28 protein-coding genes are annotated in these 15,274 nt (G+C 65.6%); 1 reads left to right on the forward strand and 27 read right to left on the reverse strand.

Going from position 1 to position 15,274, the window contains the following annotated elements:
- Window positions 1-11 precede the first annotated feature (11 nt).
- The 18 genes from R3I40_RS07435 to rplN form a co-directional block, all read right to left on the reverse strand.
- Window positions 12-1,013 (reverse strand): DNA-directed RNA polymerase subunit alpha, encoded by a 1,002-nt coding sequence (locus R3I40_RS07435; protein ID WP_183375580.1) that lies wholly within the window; start codon window positions 1,011-1,013, stop codon window positions 12-14.
- Window positions 1,014-1,088: 75 nt separating this feature from the next.
- A complete protein-coding gene (rpsK, locus tag R3I40_RS07440) occupies window positions 1,089-1,496 on the reverse strand; it encodes a 30S ribosomal protein S11 (RefSeq protein WP_183375582.1) in 408 nt (135 codons plus the stop codon).
- Between the two features lie 83 nt (window positions 1,497-1,579).
- Window positions 1,580-1,954 (reverse strand): 30S ribosomal protein S13, encoded by a 375-nt coding sequence (rpsM, locus tag R3I40_RS07445; RefSeq protein WP_183375584.1) that lies wholly within the window; start codon window positions 1,952-1,954, stop codon window positions 1,580-1,582.
- Window positions 1,955-2,126: 172 nt separating this feature from the next.
- Window positions 2,127-2,240, reverse strand: coding sequence for a 50S ribosomal protein L36 (gene rpmJ, locus R3I40_RS07450; RefSeq protein WP_183375586.1), 114 nt, complete (start codon window positions 2,238-2,240; stop codon window positions 2,127-2,129).
- Window positions 2,241-2,255: 15 nt separating this feature from the next.
- A complete protein-coding gene (infA, locus tag R3I40_RS07455) occupies window positions 2,256-2,477 on the reverse strand; it encodes a translation initiation factor IF-1 (RefSeq protein WP_183375588.1) in 222 nt (73 codons plus the stop codon).
- A gap of 233 nt (window positions 2,478-2,710) precedes the next feature.
- Window positions 2,711-3,541, reverse strand: a complete 831-nt coding sequence (gene map / locus R3I40_RS07460; protein WP_183375590.1) for a type I methionyl aminopeptidase — start codon at window positions 3,539-3,541, stop codon at window positions 2,711-2,713.
- A gap of 5 nt (window positions 3,542-3,546) precedes the next feature.
- On the reverse strand, window positions 3,547-4,137 hold the full coding sequence (locus tag R3I40_RS07465; RefSeq protein WP_183375592.1) for an adenylate kinase: 591 nt from the start codon (window positions 4,135-4,137) through the stop codon (window positions 3,547-3,549).
- A 1-nt stretch (window position 4,138) separates the two neighbouring features.
- Window positions 4,139-5,416, reverse strand: coding sequence for a preprotein translocase subunit SecY (secY, locus tag R3I40_RS07470; RefSeq protein ID WP_183375926.1), 1,278 nt, complete (start codon window positions 5,414-5,416; stop codon window positions 4,139-4,141).
- Window positions 5,417-5,538: 122 nt separating this feature from the next.
- The gene (gene rplO, locus R3I40_RS07475) at window positions 5,539-5,991 is read right to left on the reverse strand and encodes a 50S ribosomal protein L15 (RefSeq protein ID WP_183375594.1); all 453 of its coding nucleotides are present in this window, start codon (window positions 5,989-5,991) and stop codon (window positions 5,539-5,541) included.
- Between the two features lie 3 nt (window positions 5,992-5,994).
- Window positions 5,995-6,177, reverse strand: a complete 183-nt coding sequence (gene rpmD / locus R3I40_RS07480) for a 50S ribosomal protein L30 (RefSeq protein WP_183375929.1) — start codon at window positions 6,175-6,177, stop codon at window positions 5,995-5,997.
- On the reverse strand, window positions 6,174-6,848 hold the full coding sequence (gene rpsE / locus R3I40_RS07485; protein WP_183375596.1) for a 30S ribosomal protein S5: 675 nt from the start codon (window positions 6,846-6,848) through the stop codon (window positions 6,174-6,176). The genes rpmD and rpsE overlap by 4 nt, the downstream gene beginning before the upstream one ends.
- A 35-nt stretch (window positions 6,849-6,883) precedes the next feature.
- Window positions 6,884-7,270 (reverse strand): 50S ribosomal protein L18, encoded by a 387-nt coding sequence (rplR, locus tag R3I40_RS07490; protein WP_183375598.1) that lies wholly within the window; start codon window positions 7,268-7,270, stop codon window positions 6,884-6,886.
- Between the two features lie 2 nt (window positions 7,271-7,272).
- Window positions 7,273-7,818 carry a 50S ribosomal protein L6 gene (rplF, locus tag R3I40_RS07495; RefSeq protein ID WP_183375600.1) on the reverse strand — a complete coding sequence of 182 codons (546 nt, stop codon included), beginning with the start codon at window positions 7,816-7,818 and terminating at the stop codon, window positions 7,273-7,275.
- A 19-nt stretch (window positions 7,819-7,837) separates the two neighbouring features.
- Complete coding sequence (gene rpsH / locus R3I40_RS07500; RefSeq protein WP_317699928.1) at window positions 7,838-8,239, reverse strand: 30S ribosomal protein S8; 402 nt, start codon at window positions 8,237-8,239, stop codon at window positions 7,838-7,840.
- A gap of 57 nt (window positions 8,240-8,296) precedes the next feature.
- The gene (locus R3I40_RS07505) at window positions 8,297-8,482 is read right to left on the reverse strand and encodes a type Z 30S ribosomal protein S14 (protein WP_183375611.1); all 186 of its coding nucleotides are present in this window, start codon (window positions 8,480-8,482) and stop codon (window positions 8,297-8,299) included.
- Window position 8,483: 1 nt separating this feature from the next.
- The gene (gene rplE, locus R3I40_RS07510; protein ID WP_183375613.1) at window positions 8,484-9,053 is read right to left on the reverse strand and encodes a 50S ribosomal protein L5; all 570 of its coding nucleotides are present in this window, start codon (window positions 9,051-9,053) and stop codon (window positions 8,484-8,486) included.
- On the reverse strand, window positions 9,053-9,469 hold the full coding sequence (gene rplX / locus R3I40_RS07515) for a 50S ribosomal protein L24 (protein ID WP_183375615.1): 417 nt from the start codon (window positions 9,467-9,469) through the stop codon (window positions 9,053-9,055). Before rplX ends, rplE begins: the two co-directional genes overlap by 1 nt.
- A gap of 1 nt (window position 9,470) precedes the next feature.
- Window positions 9,471-9,839 (reverse strand): 50S ribosomal protein L14, encoded by a 369-nt coding sequence (gene rplN / locus R3I40_RS07520; protein ID WP_183375617.1) that lies wholly within the window; start codon window positions 9,837-9,839, stop codon window positions 9,471-9,473.
- 429 nt (window positions 9,840-10,268) lie between these two features.
- Between rplN and R3I40_RS07525 the strand changes: the two genes are divergently transcribed.
- On the forward strand, window positions 10,269-10,556 hold the full coding sequence (locus R3I40_RS07525; RefSeq protein ID WP_239373933.1) for an antibiotic biosynthesis monooxygenase family protein: 288 nt from the start codon (window positions 10,269-10,271) through the stop codon (window positions 10,554-10,556).
- Window positions 10,557-10,661: 105 nt separating this feature from the next.
- On the opposite strand, the gene rpsQ is transcribed toward R3I40_RS07525, so the two are convergent.
- The 9 genes from rpsQ to rplD are packed head-to-tail and all read right to left on the reverse strand — an operon-like array spanning window position 10,662 to window position 15,274.
- The gene (gene rpsQ / locus R3I40_RS07530) at window positions 10,662-10,940 is read right to left on the reverse strand and encodes a 30S ribosomal protein S17 (protein WP_183375621.1); all 279 of its coding nucleotides are present in this window, start codon (window positions 10,938-10,940) and stop codon (window positions 10,662-10,664) included.
- 20 nt (window positions 10,941-10,960) lie between these two features.
- The gene (gene rpmC / locus R3I40_RS07535; RefSeq protein ID WP_183375623.1) at window positions 10,961-11,194 is read right to left on the reverse strand and encodes a 50S ribosomal protein L29; all 234 of its coding nucleotides are present in this window, start codon (window positions 11,192-11,194) and stop codon (window positions 10,961-10,963) included.
- The gene (rplP, locus tag R3I40_RS07540) at window positions 11,194-11,613 is read right to left on the reverse strand and encodes a 50S ribosomal protein L16 (protein WP_183375625.1); all 420 of its coding nucleotides are present in this window, start codon (window positions 11,611-11,613) and stop codon (window positions 11,194-11,196) included. Before rplP ends, rpmC begins: the two co-directional genes overlap by 1 nt.
- A gap of 5 nt (window positions 11,614-11,618) precedes the next feature.
- The gene (gene rpsC, locus R3I40_RS07545) at window positions 11,619-12,443 is read right to left on the reverse strand and encodes a 30S ribosomal protein S3 (protein WP_239373930.1); all 825 of its coding nucleotides are present in this window, start codon (window positions 12,441-12,443) and stop codon (window positions 11,619-11,621) included.
- Window positions 12,443-12,808 (reverse strand): 50S ribosomal protein L22, encoded by a 366-nt coding sequence (rplV, locus tag R3I40_RS07550; protein WP_183375629.1) that lies wholly within the window; start codon window positions 12,806-12,808, stop codon window positions 12,443-12,445. The genes rpsC and rplV overlap by 1 nt, the downstream gene beginning before the upstream one ends.
- Before the next feature lie 60 nt (window positions 12,809-12,868).
- A complete protein-coding gene (rpsS, locus tag R3I40_RS07555; protein WP_183375631.1) occupies window positions 12,869-13,147 on the reverse strand; it encodes a 30S ribosomal protein S19 in 279 nt (92 codons plus the stop codon).
- Between the two features lie 15 nt (window positions 13,148-13,162).
- Window positions 13,163-13,999, reverse strand: coding sequence for a 50S ribosomal protein L2 (rplB, locus tag R3I40_RS07560; protein ID WP_183375633.1), 837 nt, complete (start codon window positions 13,997-13,999; stop codon window positions 13,163-13,165).
- Window positions 14,000-14,048: 49 nt separating this feature from the next.
- Window positions 14,049-14,351: a 50S ribosomal protein L23 gene (gene rplW / locus R3I40_RS07565; protein ID WP_183375635.1), complete on the reverse strand. Its 303-nt coding sequence runs from the start codon at window positions 14,349-14,351 to the stop codon at window positions 14,049-14,051.
- A complete protein-coding gene (gene rplD, locus R3I40_RS07570) occupies window positions 14,348-15,274 on the reverse strand; it encodes a 50S ribosomal protein L4, sunset domain variant (RefSeq protein ID WP_239373928.1) in 927 nt (308 codons plus the stop codon). The genes rplW and rplD overlap by 4 nt, the downstream gene beginning before the upstream one ends.

Here is a 15,274-nt window from a genome sequence, read left to right on the forward strand (position 1 = left end):
AGTGTGAAGTGTCAGAACTGGTCGCCGAAGTCGCCGTCGCCGTAGGACTCGAGCACAGTCGACGGGTCGAAGCCCGCCGGCGAATCCTTCAGGCTCAGGCCGAGCTCAGCGAGCTTCGCCTTCACCTCGTCGATGGACTTCTGACCGAAGTTGCGGATGTCCAGCAGGTCCGCCTCGCTGCGGGAGGTGAGCTCACCGACGGTGTGCACGCCCTCGCGCATGAGGCAGTTGTAGGAGCGGACCGTGAGGTTGAGGTCGTTGATCGGCAGAGCCAGATCAGCTTCCATCGCCTGGTCGGTCGGGGACGGACCGATCTCGATGCCCTCAGCCTCCTCGTTCAGCTCCTGGGCGAGGCCGAAGAGCTCCACGAGGGTCTTGCCGGCCGAAGCGATGGCATCGCGCGGGGCGATGGCCGGCTTCGTCTCGACATCGATGATCAGACGGTCGAAGTCCGTGCGCTGCTCGACACGGGTCGCCTCAACCTTGTAGGTCACCTTGAGGACCGGCGAGTAGATCGAGTCGACCGGGATGCGGCCGATCTCGCCCTCGACGCCCTTGTTCTGCTGGGCGGACACGTAGCCGCGCCCGCGCTCGACGATCAGTTCGATCTCGAGACGACCCTTGTCGTTGAGAGTTGCGATGTGCAGATCCGGGTTGTGGATCTCCACGCCGGCCGGCGGGGTGATGTCACCAGCGGTGACGGTGCCCTCGCCCTCCTTGCGCAGGTACATCACAACAGGCTCGTCGTTCTCGGAGGAGACGACCAGGTTCTTGATGTTGAGGATGAGCTCGGTGACATCCTCCTTCACACCCGGAACCGTGGAGAACTCGTGGAGAACGCCGTCGATGCGGATCGACGTCACCGCTGCGCCCGGGATGGACGACAGCAGCGTGCGACGCAGCGAGTTGCCGAGGGTGTAGCCGAAACCCGGCTCCAGCGGCTCGATGACGAACCGGGAGCGATTGTCCGAGACTGTCTCCTCGGTCAGCGTGGGGCGCTGTGCAATGAGCACGTTGTGTCCTTTCTGCGAACGTCCGCTATATGACGTTCAGGTGGCGGTATGACACGGAGATGGACGGGGGACAGATCAGTTGCGGCGACGCTTCGGCGGACGAACGCCGTTGTGCGCCTGCGGGGTGACGTCCTGGATCGAGCCGACCTCGAGGCCGACAGCGGTCAGGGAGCGGATCGCGGTCTCACGACCGGAGCCGGGGCCCTTGACGAAGACGTCGACCTTCTTCAGGCCGTGCTCCTGGGCGCGGCGGGCAGCGGCCTCAGCAGCCATCTGCGCGGCGTACGGGGTGGACTTGCGCGAGCCCTTGAAGCCGACCTGGCCGGCGGAGGCCCACGAGATCACGGAGCCGGCGGGGTCCGTGATCGACACGATGGTGTTGTTGAAGGTGCTCTTGATGTGCGCCTGGCCGGCGACGACGTTCTTGTTCGCCTTGCGACGCGGCTTGCGGGCCGCGGCAGTGGCGCGGGACTTGGTAGCCATGTGGCTGAACTCCTTGGGATTCGTGAAGGTGATCGGAGCGACCGGACCTGACGGTCGATCGCGGCGCAGCTTCGGCTAGTGCCTCAGCGCGCCTTCTTCTTGCCGGCGACGGTGCGCTTCGGGCCCTTGCGGGTGCGAGCGTTCGTCTTGGTCTTCTGGCCGTGGACGGGCAGGCCACGACGGTGACGAAGGCCCTGGTAGGAGCCGATCTCCACCTTGCGGCGGATGTCCGCTGCGACCTCACGGCGGAGGTCACCTTCGATCTGGAAGTTCTCTTCGATGTAGTCGCGCAGCTTCACGAGGTCCTCATCGGACACCTCGCGCACGCGCTGGTCGCCGTCCACACCGGTGGCGGCGAGGGCTTCGACGGCACGGGAACGACCCACGCCGAAAATGTACGTCAAGGCGACTTCCAGGCGCTTTTCGCGCGGGAGGTCAACGCCAACGAGACGTGCCATTGTGCAGTTCTCCTATTTTTCTCGGAGGCCTGAGTCATCATCTCGCCCATACTCGTTCGAGCGCCGCAGCCTCCGCACCGCGGGTCACCGCCTGATCGGCGGTCGATGATGCCTCTTCAATTGTTGGTGCGGGGATGATCCCGCGGGGTGTCGCGGCAGGCCGCGGGCCGGATCAGCCCTGGCGCTGCTTGTGACGGGGGTTCTTGCAGATCACCATGACGACGGAGTGGCGACGAATCACCTTGCAGTCGTCACAGATCGGCTTGACACTCGGGTGAACCTTCATGCTGTCCTCACTGGCTTACTTGTAGCGGTAGACGATGCGACCCTTCTCAAGGTCGTACGGGCTCAGCTCCACCACGACCCGATCCTCGGGAAGGATGCGGATGTAGTGCTGGCGCATCTTGCCGGAGATGTGGGCGAGGACCTTGTGGCCGTTGTCCAGCTCGACACGGAAACGCGCGTTCGCGAGTGCCTCCGTGACAACACCTTCGACCTCGATCACTCCGTCTTTCTTCGCCATAACCTCACGTACTCTCTACCCGTTCACGGGCATCGATTGCAGGCGCGTCGTCTACGCCGGTTGTTCAAGGGTGCAGAACACACCCAATCGTCTACCTTACACGGGCTGGAGAAGGCTGATAAGAGCGGGATCGCGTGTGGTCGCTCACCTCACGCACCCGTCGGCCGACGGGTTCCGCCGCCCTGGATGCCGGCCCCTCCCCCGCCGGTCCCGGCGCATCGGCGGGGCGGGCGTCAGAGAACGGGTTCGGCGGCGATCTCCACGCCGCGGGCGCCGAGCTGCTCGCGGCCCCCGTCGGCGGCGGTGAGTACGAAGATGCCGTCCTCGAGGATGGCGAACGCGTGCTCCACGTGCGCGGCGACCGCGCCGGAGAGGGTGACCACGGTCCAGTCGTCGTCGAGGATCTCGCAGTCAGCGCTGCCGATGGTGAGCATCGGCTCCACGCACATCGCCATGCCTGGCTTCAGCTTCGGGTGGCGGCCGCGGGTGCGGAAGTTCATGACGTCCGGCGGCTGGTGCATCGCGGACCCGATGCCGTGCCCGCCGAAGTCCTCCAGGTGCTGGAACCTCTCCCCCACTGCGGCGAGCACGGAGTCCTCCACGGCTGCGCCGATGTCGTCGACCGTGCGGCCAGTGGCGGCGGCGGCGATGCCGTCCCACATGGCCGCTTCGGCGACGTCGATCAGCCGGCGGTGCTCCGGGTCCTTCGCGGTACCCGCGATGTGGGTGCGGGCGGCATCGGAGTGCCAGCCGTTGATGATGCAGCCGGCGTCCACGGACACGAGGTCGCCGTCGTTGATGACGCGGTCACCGGGGATGCCGTGCACGATCTCCTCGTTGACGCTGACGCAGATGGTGGCGGGGAAGCCCTGGTAGCCGAGGAAGTTGGGGGTCCCGCCGCCGTCGGCGATGACCTCGGCGGCGATGCGGTCGAGGTCGCCGGTGGTCATCCCGGGCTGCAGCGACCGCTGGATCTCGTCATGGAGGCGGTCGACAAGAAGCCCGGCAGCTCGCATGTGCGCGAACTGCTCGGGCGTCTTGTATTCGATGCGGCTGCGGGCCATACCCGTCAGCGGTTCACACCGAGGGTCCGGAGGATGTCCGCCGAGACCTCGTCGATCTGCTGCATGCCGTCGATGCGGCGCACGAGGCCGCGCTCGTCGTACACGGAGATCAGCGGGGCGGTCTGCTCGCCGTACACGTCGATGCGGCGGCGGATGGTCTCCTCGTTGTCGTCGGAGCGGCCCTGCTCCTTGCCGCGCTGCACCAGGCGGTCCACGACGGCGTCGGTGTCGACCTCGAGCAGGATGACGGCGTCGAGCTCCCGACCGGAGTCCTTCAGCATGCCGTCCAGGGCGGTGACCTGGTCGGCGGTGCGGGGGTAACCGTCGAGCAGGAAGCCAGTGGCGGTGTCGTCCTGGGCGAGGCGGTCCTTGACCATGGAGTTGGTGACCTCGTCGGGCACGTATTCGCCCTTGTCCATGTAGGACTTGGCGAGGACGCCGAGCTCGGTCTCCTGCGAGACGTTGGCGCGGAAGATGTCACCGGTGGAGATCGCCGGGATGTTCAGCGCCTCGGCGATGCGGGCGGCCTGCGTGCCCTTGCCGGCGCCGGGGGCGCCGATGATGAGCAGGCGGGTGGCGGTGGGGGTCTGAGTCATGTCAGAGGATCCCTTCGTAATGGTGCTGATGGAGCTTGGCGGAGATCTGCTTCACCGTGTCGAGGCCGACGCCGATGATGATCAGCAGGGAGACGCCGCCGAACGGGAAGTTCTGATCCGCGCCGAGGAACGCGAGGGCGAGGATCGGGATGAGCGCGAGCACGCCCAGGTAGACGGCACCCACGGAGAGCACGCGGTTGATGACGTACTGCAGGTAGCGTTCGGTCGGCTTGCCGGCGCGGATGCCGGGAATGAAGCCGCCGTACTTCTTCATGTTGTCGGCGATCTCCTCCGGGTTGAAGGTGATGGACACGTAGAAGAACGCGAAGAACACCACCATCAGGAAGAACGTCACGGAGTACACCCAGCTGAAGCCGTTGCCCTGGGTGAGGTTCGTCTGAATCCACTGCACCCAGCCGTCGTTGGGGTTGCCGAACGTGGTGGCCAGCTGCGGCAGCGCCAGCAGCGACGACGCGAAGATCACGGGGATCACGCCGGCCTGGTTCACCTTGATCGGAATGTAGGTGGAGCTGCCGCCGATGAGACGACGACCCACCTGGCGCTTCGCGTACTGCACGGGGATGCGGCGCTGGGACTGCTCCACATAGATGATCAGAACGCACAGCACCAGGCCCACCAGGAACACGAGACCGAAGATCAGCCAGCCCTGGAGCTTGAGGATCTGGCCCAGCGAGCCGGGGAAGCCGGCGGCGATGGAGGTGAAGATGAGCAGGGACATGCCGTTGCCGACGCCCTTCTCCGTCATCAGCTCACCGAACCACATGATGACGATGGTGCCGGCGGTCATGGTGAGGATCATCAGCGACAGCATCAGGGCGGACTGGTCCGGCACGAGCGGCAGGGTGCAGCCCTGGAAGAACTGGCCGGAGCGCACGAGCGTGATGATGGTGGTGGACTGCAGCACGGCGAGGCCCACGGTGAGGTAGCGGGTGTACTGCGTCAGCTGCGCCTGACCGGACTGGCCCTCTTTGTGCAGCTCCTCGAACCGGGGGATCACCACGCGCAGCAGCTGCACGATGATCGAGGCGGTGATGTAGGGCATGACGCCGAGCGCGAAGATCGACATCTGCAGCAGTGCGCCGCCGGAGAACATGTTGACGATGCCGAGCACGCCCCCGCCGCCGGCCATCGACTGGTCGATGCAGGCGTTCACGTTGCGGTAGTCGAAACCGGGGGTCGGGATGAAGACGCCGAGCCGGTAGATCGCGATCAGTGCGAGGACGAAAAGGATCTTGTTGCGCAGCTCAGGCGTGCGCATGGCACGAATGACGGGGTTGGACACCCGGTTCCTCCTTCTGGTGCCAGATGAAAAGAGGCATCGCGGCTCAGAATAGGTGAGCCGCGATGCCTCGTCAAAATGCTTGACCGGCGATGCCGGGATCAGGCAACGGTCGCGCTGCCGCCGGCGGCGACGAGCTTCTCCTCGGCGGATGCCGAGAACTTCTGCGCGGTGACGTCCAGCTTGACGCTGATGTCGCCGGTGCCGAGGACCTTGACGGGCTGGTTCTTGCGAACAGCCTTCTTCGCCACGAGGTCATCGACCGTCACGGTGCCGCCCTCAGGGAACAGAGCCTGGAGGGTGTCCAGGTTCACGACCTGGTAGGTCACCTTGAACGGGTTCTTGAAGCCGCGAAGCTTCGGCAGACGACGGTGCATCGGGGTCTGACCGCCCTCGAAGCCTGCGGGCACCTGGTAGCGGGCCTTGGTGCCCTTGGTGCCGCGGCCGGCGGTCTTGCCCTTGGATGCCTCACCGCGACCCACACGGGTCTTTGCGGTCTTCGACCCGGGGGCCGGGCGAAGGTCGTGCAGCTTGAGCGGGTTGTTGTCAGGCATAAATCAGTCCACCTCTTCAACCGTCACGAGGTGACGGACGGCATTGACCATGCCGCGGATCTCGGGGCGGTCTTCCTTCACCACAACGTCGCCGATGCGCTTGAGGCCGAGGCCGCGCACGGTTTCACGCTGAGCGCGGTTGCCGCCGATTGTCGACTTGATCTGAGTCACTTTGAGCTGCATCAGGCACCGACCTTCTCTTCACGTGCGGCACGAGCCTCGGCACGGCCTTCGGCCTGTGCGCGGAGCAGGTAGCCGGGAGCGACGTCCTCGAGGGGCAGGCCGCGGCGTGCTGCCACTGCCTCGGGCTCCTCGAGCTGCTGGAGAGCCGCGATGGTGGCGCGAACGATGTTCAGGGCGTTCGCGGAACCGAGCGACTTGCTCAGCACGTCGTGCACGCCAGCGCACTCGAGGACTGCACGCACCGGACCGCCGGCGATCACACCGGTACCCGGGGCTGCCGGGCGCAGGAAGACCACGCCGGCCGCGTCCTCACCCTGCACGGGGTGAACGATGGTGCCCTTGATGCGCGGGACGCGGAAGAAGTTCTTCTTCGCCTCCTCAACGCCCTTGGAGATGGCCGCGGGAACTTCCTTGGCCTTACCGTAGCCGACGCCGACGGTGCCGTCGCCATCGCCCACCACAACGAGTGCGGTGAAGGCGAAGCGGCGGCCGCCCTTGACGACCTTCGAGACGCGGTTGATGCTCACCACGCGCTCGAGGAATGCGGACTTCTCCTCCTGGCGGCCGCCGCGGTTGTCGCGACGCCCGCCCTGACGGTCGTTGCGACCGCCCTTCTGCTTGTCGTCCCTCCGGCCGGAGGCGGCGGGACCGTTGTTCTGCTGCTCAGCAGTCATGTGAATCCTCTTCTCGTCCTGGTTCCGGGGGTTGGTCACAGAGTCAGTCCGGCTTCGCGGGCGCCGTCGGCGACGGCGGCCACTCGGCCGTGGTACTTGTTGCCGCCGCGGTCGAAGACCACGGACTCAACGCCGGCTGCCTTGGCGCGCTCGCCGACCAGCAGGCCGACCTTCTTCGCCTTCTCCGTCTTGGTGACGGAGTCGCCGCGCAGGTCAGCTTCCATGGTGGAGGCGGACGCGAGGGTGTGGCCCTTGGCGTCGTCGATGACCTGAACGAACACGTGACGCGCGGAGCGGGTCACGACGAGGCGGGGACGCTCGGCGCTGCCGATGATGCGGCGGCGCAGGCGCAGGTGACGGCGGCCGCGTGCGCGGACCCGGCTCTTGCGGTCACCACGAGTGTGCTTCTCAGCGAAACCCATAATCACTTACCAGCCTTTCCGGCCTTGCGGATGACGGTCTCATCCGCGTAGCGGATGCCCTTGCCCTTGTACGGCTCGGGGGCCCGGAGCTTGCGGATCTTAGCCGCCTGCTCGCCGACCATCTGCTTGTCGTAGCCCGACACGGAGAACTTGTTCGGGCTCTCCACAGCGAAGGTGATGCCCTTGGGCGGCTTCACCAGGATCGTGTGGGAGTAGCCGAGGCTGAACTCGAGGTCGGAGCCCTTGGCGATGACGCGGTAACCGGTGCCGACGATCTCGAGCTTCTTCTCGTAGCCGTCGGTCACACCGACCACCATGTTGTTGATGAGCGTGCGTGCCAGGCCGTGCAGAGCGCGGGTCTCGCGCTCCTCATCGGGACGGCTCACCATGATGGCGCCGTCCTCGTCGCGACGCTCAACGGTCAGCGGTGCGGGAACCGTGTACTCGAGCTCGCCCTTCGGGCCGGCGATCTGAACGCGCTGGCCGTCGATGGTCACACCGGTGACAGCAGCGGGCACGGGAATGGGACGAAGTCCAATACGGGACATGTTCCGGTCTCCTTTCCGATTACCAGACGTAGGCGAGGACTTCCCCACCCACGCCCTTCTGTGCTGCCTGCTTGTCGGTGAGGAGGCCGGAGGACGTGGACAGGATGGCCACGCCCAGGCCGCCGAGGACCTTGGGCAGGTTGGTGGACTTCGCGTAGACCCGCAGGCCCGGCTTGGAGATGCGGCGCACACCGGAGATCGCACGCTCGCGTGCGACGTGGTTGTACTTGAGGGTGATGACGAGGTTCTTGCCGACCTTCGCCTCCTCCTCGCGCCAGTCGTTGATGTAGCCCTCGGTCTTGAGGATCTCCGCGATGCGGGCCTTCAAGTTCGAGTACGGCATGGTGACGTCGTTGTGGAACGCGCCGGAGGCGTTCCGCACACGAGTCAGCATGTCCGCAATGGGATCAGTCATTGTCATGTCGAATGCTTCTTTCTCACCGTGGTTTCCCTCTTCAGGGACCTGTGGCGATAGTCCTTACCAGCTGCTCTTCGTCACGCCGGGGAGCTCACCGCGGTGGGCGAGCTCGCGCAGGCAGACTCGGCAGATTCCGAACTTGCGGTACACGGAGCGCGGACGTCCGCAGCGACGGCACCGGGTGTAAGCGCGAACCTGGAACTTCGGCTTGCGCTGCTGCTTGTTCTTGAGCGCTGTCTTCGCCATCTCACTTCTCCTTGAACGGGAAGCCGAGCGCCTTGAGCAGCGCGCGTCCCTCTTCGTCGGTCTTCGCGGTGGTCACAATCGTGATGTCCATGCCGCGAACGCGGTCGATCTGGTCCTGATCGATCTCGTGGAACATGACCTGCTCCGAGAGACCGAAGGTGTAGTTGCCGGCACCGTCGAACTGCTTCGGCGACATGCCACGGAAGTCGCGGATGCGGGGCAGGGCAGTGGAGATGAGGCGGTCGAGGAACTCCCACATGCGGTTGCCGCGCAGAGTCACATGAGCGCCGATCGGCATGCCCTCGCGCAGCTTGAACTGTGCGATGGACTTGCGTGCGCGGGTGACCTGCGGCTTCTGGCCGGTGATGAGGGTGAGGTCCTTGATGGCGCCGTCGATGACCTTGGAGTCACGAGCGGCGTCGCCCACGCCCATGTTCACGACGACCTTGGTCAGGCCGGGGATGAGCATGGGGTTCGCGTACTCGAACTGCTCCTGCATCGAGGACTTGACCTCGTTGCGGTACTGGTCCTTCAGGCGCGGGCTGGGGACGGTCTGGGTCGTCTCAGTCATCAGATGTCCTTCCCGGTGCGCTTCGAGATGCGGACGCGCATCGTCTTGGTGCGGCCGTTCTCGAGCTCAACCGTCTCTTCGCGGAAGCCCACGCGAGTCGGCTTGTTGTCCTCGGGATCCACGATGGCCACGTTGGACACGTGGATCGGGGCCTCGACCTGCTCGATGCCACCGGCCTGGCCGTTCATGCCGGGCTTGTTGTGGCGGGTGATGCGGTTGACGCCCTCCACGATCACGCGCTGCGTGTCGGGGAAGACTTCGAGGACGCGGCCCTGCTTGCCCTTGTCACCCGGGGTGAGTTCGGACTTGCCCTTGTCGGCGCGGGTCTTGTTGCGGGCTGCGATGCGGTCTGCGTCGCTGGTGCGCCCGGAGATGACCTGCACGAGGTCACCCTTCTTGATCTTCATACTTGCCATGTCACAGCACCTCCGGTGCCAGCGAGATGATCTTCATGAACCGCTTGTCACGCAGCTCGCGGCCCACGGGGCCGAAGATGCGGGTGCCGCGCGGCTCGCCGTCGGTCTTGAGGATGACGGCTGCATTCTCGTCGAAGCGGATGTACGAACCGTCGGCACGGCGGGTCTCCTTCGTGGTGCGAACCACGACGGCCTTCACAACATCGCCCTTCTTGACGTTGCCGCCCGGGATGGCGTCCTTGACGGTCGCCACGATCTTGTCGCCAATGCCGGCGTAACGGCGACCGGAGCCACCGAGAACACGGATGCAGAGGATCTCCTTCGCACCAGTGTTGTCGGCGATCTTCAGTCGCGACTCCTGCTGAATCACTAACGTTCTCCTTGCGTCTCGCCGGTTCTCTTGCCGTCTGCCCCCGTGGGGGCCGGCAGCTGTCGAGCCTTGCGGAACGGATATCGGACAATTGCCTCCGCGCGGGCATAAAAAACCCCTCTGTCGGACTCAGGGGCTCTCCCAATGAGGGGAACCCAAGGTCTCCGACGAGGTTCGCGTACCGCGAGCGGAGCGTGGGCCGAGGCCCACAGCAACTGCTCTAGTCTACGCGGACCCGCCGCGGATGGGAACAGCTCGGGCTCGCCTGAGCGTGTGTGGTTGGTTACGCGCAGCACTTTTCCAGGGGGCCTCGAGTGGACGCTCCCCCGTCGGCTGGACGGTCCTCTTCGGGCGGGCGCCTACGCTGGGCTCATCCGGCCGTCAGCACCCGTCGGCCGACGGATCCCCACCTGCCAGGAGGCTCACCCGATGACCGTCGTCAAGATCAATCAGCTGTCCGTTCCCGTCGACCGCGGCGCCGACCTCGAAGCGAAGTTCGCCGCACGCCGGAAGTCCGTGGACTCCGAGCCCGGCTTCGAAGGCTTTGAGCTGCTGCGGCCCGCTGAGGAGGGCCAGCCGTACTTCGTCGTCACCCGCTGGGCCGACGACGCCTCCTTCGACGCGTGGGCCGCGAAGAGGCAGCCGCGCGCGGAGGGCACGACGGTGTCGAAGGCGGAGGGTCTCCTCAGCTTCGAAGTGGTCGACCTCGACGGCTGACGCTGCCGAGCTCGACCGCACGGCGCCGCCTCTCCCCCACCGAACGACGAAACGGCCGGCATCCCCCGAAGGGAATGCCGGCCGTTTCCGTGAGAGATCAGCGCATCACTTGGCGCGCTCGATGATCTCCACCAGACGCCAGCGCTTGGAGGCGCTCAGCGGGCGGGTCTCCATGATGCGGACACGGTCGCCGATGCCGGCGGTGTTCTCCTCATCGTGGGCCTTGAACTTCTTGTGCTTCTTCATGACCTTGCCGTAGAGGGAGTGCTTCACGCGCTCCTCCACCTCGACAACGATGGTCTTGTCCATCTTGTCGGAGACAACGAGGCCACGGAGCTGCTTGCGGTCGTTCCGCTCGTCAGCAGCCTGTGCGTTTTCGTTCATCGTCTTTCCTCGTTCTTCGATCACTCGGCCGAGCCCGGAGCCTGGCGGATGCCAAGCTCGCGCTCGCGCAGGATCGTGTAGATCCGTGCGATGTCTTTCTTGACCGAACGCAGGCGGGAGTGGGACTCCAGCTGCTGCGTGACGGACTGGAACCGAAGCTTGAACAGTTCATCCTTGGCCTTCGCGAGCTCCTCCAGGAGCTTCGCATCGTCCATCTTGTTCAGTTCGTCGGCAGTGAGCTTTGCGGCAGCCATCAGATGTCGTCACCCTCTCGACTGAGAACTCGGCACTTCATGGGGAGCTTGTGCATCGCCAGGCGCAGTGCCTCACGAGCAACCTCGTCGGAGACGCCGGCGACCTCGAACATGATGCGGCCGGGCTTGACGTTGGCGACCCAGAACTCCACCGAACCCTTACCGGAGCCCATGCGGACTTCGGCAGGCTTCTTGGTCAGCGGACGGTCCGGGAAGATGGTGATGTACACCTTGCCGCCACGCTTCATGTAGCGGGTCATTGCGATACGAGCAGCCTCGATCTGACGGTTGGTGATGTAGGCCGGCTCGAGAGCCTGAAGGCCGTAATCACCGAACGCGAGGTCGTAGCCGCCCTTGGCGAGACCACGACGGCTCGGGTGATGCTGCTTGCGGTGCTTGGTCCTACGCGGAATCAGCATTGGACTCAGGCCTCCGTTCCATTGTCACTGGGAGCGCTCGCTGCAGCGTTCTCGGCCTGGGGGGCCCGATCCTGCTGCTGACCGCGCTCACGGCGAGCGGCGTTCCGCTCGTTGCGACGACCACGCGGACGGTCGGCACGGCCGCCGCGACCCGCACGAGGCGCCTGAGCGGCCTGCTGCGCGAGCTCCTTGTCGGTGAGGTCGCCCTTGTAGATCCAGACCTTCACGCCGATGCGGCCGAAGGCGGTGCGCGCCTCGAAGAAGCCGTAGTCGATGTTCGCACGGAGGGTGTGCAGGGGCACACGGCCTTCGCGGTAGAACTCGCTGCGGCTCATCTCGGCGCCGCCGAGGCGGCCGGAGACGGCGACGCGGATGCCCTTGGCGCCGGCGCGCTGCGCGGACTGGATGCCCTTGCGCATTGCGCGGCGGAAGGACACGCGGCTCGCGAGCTGCTCAGCGATGTTCTGAGCGACGAGCTGTGCGTCGGCCTCGGGGTTCTTGACCTCGAGGATGTTGAGCTGGATCTGCTTGCCGGTCAGCTTCTCAAGCTTTCCGCGCAGACGCTCGGCCTCTGCACCACGGCGACCGATGACGATGCCGGGACGTGCGGTGTGGAGGTCGATGCGGACACGATCTCGGGTGCGCTCGATCTCGACCTTGGAGACGCCTGCTCGCTCGAGATCCTCGGTGAGCATCTCGCGAATACGGACGTCCTCCATCACGTAGTCGCTGTAGCGCTGACCTTCCTTGGTGGAGTCAGCGAACCAGCGGCTGGTGTGATCGGTCGTGATGCCGAGGCGGAACCCGTTCGGATTGACCTTCTGGCCCACTAGCGGGTCTCCTTCTTCTTCGCGGGAGCGACCGCCACGGTGATGTGGCTGGTGCGCTTCTTGATCTGGAATGCACGACCCTGAGCGCGGGGCTGGAACCGCTTCATGGTCGGGCCTTCGTCGACGTATGCAGCGGAGACGACGAGCTCGCGCTCATCGAAGCGCTCCCCTGCCTGGTCGGCCTTCACGCGGGCGTTGGCAATCGCGGACTGCAGGAGCTTCAGTACGGGCTTGGATGCTGCCTGCGGCGCGAACCGCAGGATCTCCAGTGCCTCGACGGTGCTCTTGCCACGGATGAGGTCAACGACGCGCCGGGCCTTCATGGGCGAAATACGGATGAACCGCACCTGCGCCTTGGCTTCCATTGCTGTCCTGCTTTCTTTCGAAACTGTGGGTGTCATCGATTCTGAACATCACTGAGGAGCTCAGCGACGACCCTTCCTGTCATCCTTGTCGTGGCTGCGGAACGTGCGCGTGGGAGCGAACTCTCCGAGCTTGTGGCCGACCATCGACTCCGTGACGAAGACCGTCACGTGCTTGCGACCGTCGTGCACAGCGAAGGTGTGGCCGAGGAAGTCCGGCGTGATGACCGAACGACGCGACCAGGTCTTGATGACGTTCTTGGTGCCCTTCTCGTTCTGAGCGTCCACCTTCTTCTGAAGGTGGTCGTCGATGAAAGGACCCTTGGCGATACTGCGTGGCATATCTGGATCTCCCTATCAGCGCTTCTTGCCGGTGCGGCGGCGGCGCACGATGAGCTTGTCGCTCGGCTTGTTCGGACGGCGGGTGCGGCCCTCGGGCTTGCCCCAGGGCGAGACCGGGTGACGACCACCGGAGGTCTTGCCCTCACCGCCGCCGTGGGGGTGATCCACCGGGTTCATGACGACACCGCGCACGTGGGGACGACGTCCCTTCCAGCGCATACGGCCTGCCTTGCCCCAGTTGATGTTGACCTGCTCGGCGTTGCCGACCTCGCCGATGGTGGCGCGGCAGTCAGCGAGAACGTTGCGGATCTCGCCGGACGGCATGCGCAGCTGAGCGAAGCGGCCCTCCTTCGCCACGAGCTGCACGGACGAGCCGGCGGAGCGGGCGATCTTCGCACCGCCGCCGGGGCGCAGTTCGATGGCGTGCACAACGGTGCCCACGGGGATGTTGCGCAGCGGGAGGTTGTTGCCGGGCTTGATGTCGGCCTTCGGGCCGTTCTCCACCCAGTCGCCCTGGCGCAGCTTCGCCGGAGCGAGGATGTAGCGCTTCTCGCCGTCTGCGTAGTGCAGCAGGGCGATGCGGGCGGTGCGGTTCGGGTCGTACTCGATGTGCGCGACCTTCGCGTTCACGCCGTCCTTGTCGGCGCGACGGAAGTCGATCACACGGTACGCACGCTTGTGGCCGCCGCCGCGGAAGCGCGACGTGATGCGACCGTTGCTGTTGCGACCACCGGTCTTGTGCAGCGGACGAACCAGCGACTTCTCCGGGACACTACGAGTGATCTCGACGAAGTCGGCGACGCTCGAGCCGCGACGGCCCGGCGTGGTCGGCTTGTGCTTACGAATTCCCATGATGGGGTTTCCTCAGATTCTCTCGTGAATCTTCGTCGTCTCGATCGCCTCAGGCGACCGAGCCTCCGAAGATGTCGATGGATCCGTCCTTCAGCGTGACGATGGCGCGCTTGGTGTCGTTGCGCTTGCCCATGCCGTAGCGCGTGCGACGCGCCTTGCCTTCACGGTTGATGGTGTTGACCGAGGCGACCTTGACGTCGAAGATCTCCTCGACGGCGATCTTGATCTCGGTCTTGTTGGCGTTGCGGTCGACGAGGAAGGTGTACTTGCCTTCGGCCATCTGACCGTAGCTCTTCTCGGAAACGACGGGCGCGAGCAGAATGTCGCGCGGGTCCTTGTTGATCGCGGTCACTTCGCGTCCTCCTCAGCGGACCGAACGGCGTTCACGAAGCCGGCAGCCTGAGCGGCTTCCTCGCTTGCGAACCACACTTCGGCCTTGGTGCGGCCGTACCACGGCGACTGCTCGGTGTGGTACTTCATCGAGTCCTTGTTGCCCTTGATGGTGTAGCCCTCGGGTGCGGAGCCGTCGGCCAGCGCAGCAGCGGAGCCCTCACCGAACGGCGCCTCAGCAACCTCGGCGGACTCAGCAGCAGGCGCAGCCTGAGCGGAGACCGACGCGGCGGCCTTGGACTTCGAGGCGGTCAGCATGGCAGCGGCCACGAAGTCCTCGAGAGCACCGGAGGTGAAGACGACGTCGTCGGAGAGCATGACATCGTAGGTGTTGAGCTGGTCCGCGAACAGGACGTGGGAGTCCTTCAGGTTGCGGCTGCTCAGAGCGCCGATCGTGTCGCCGCGGCGCACCACCAGCAGGAGGTGCTTGCGGTCGGAGATGGCGGACAGGGTCTTCACAACTGCCTTGGTCGACGGGGTGTCGCCCTCGAGCAGTGCGGTGACCACGTGGACGCGGCCGCAGCGTGCGCGATCCGAGAGGGCACCGCGCAGTGCGGCGGCCTTCATCTTCTTCGGGGTGCGCTGGCTGTAGTCGCGCGGGGTCGGGCCGTGGACGATGCCACCGCCGGTCCACTGAGGAGCGCGGATCGAGCCCTGACGAGCGCGACCGGTGCCCTTCTGCTTCCACGGCTTGCGGCCGCCGCCGGCGACCTCGCCGCGGGTCTTGGCCTTGTGGGTGCCCTGGCGTGCAGCGTTGCGCTGCGCCGTGACGACCTGGTGGATCAGTGCGACGTTCGTCTGAACGTCGAAGATCGCGGCGGGCAGCTCAGCGGTGCCAGCCTTCTTGCCTGCGGGGTCGAGAACATCGACAGTCAGGTTCGCCAT

This window comes from Helcobacillus massiliensis (assembly GCF_033106145.1).
GTDB lineage: Bacteria > Actinomycetota > Actinomycetes > Actinomycetales > Dermabacteraceae > Helcobacillus > Helcobacillus massiliensis.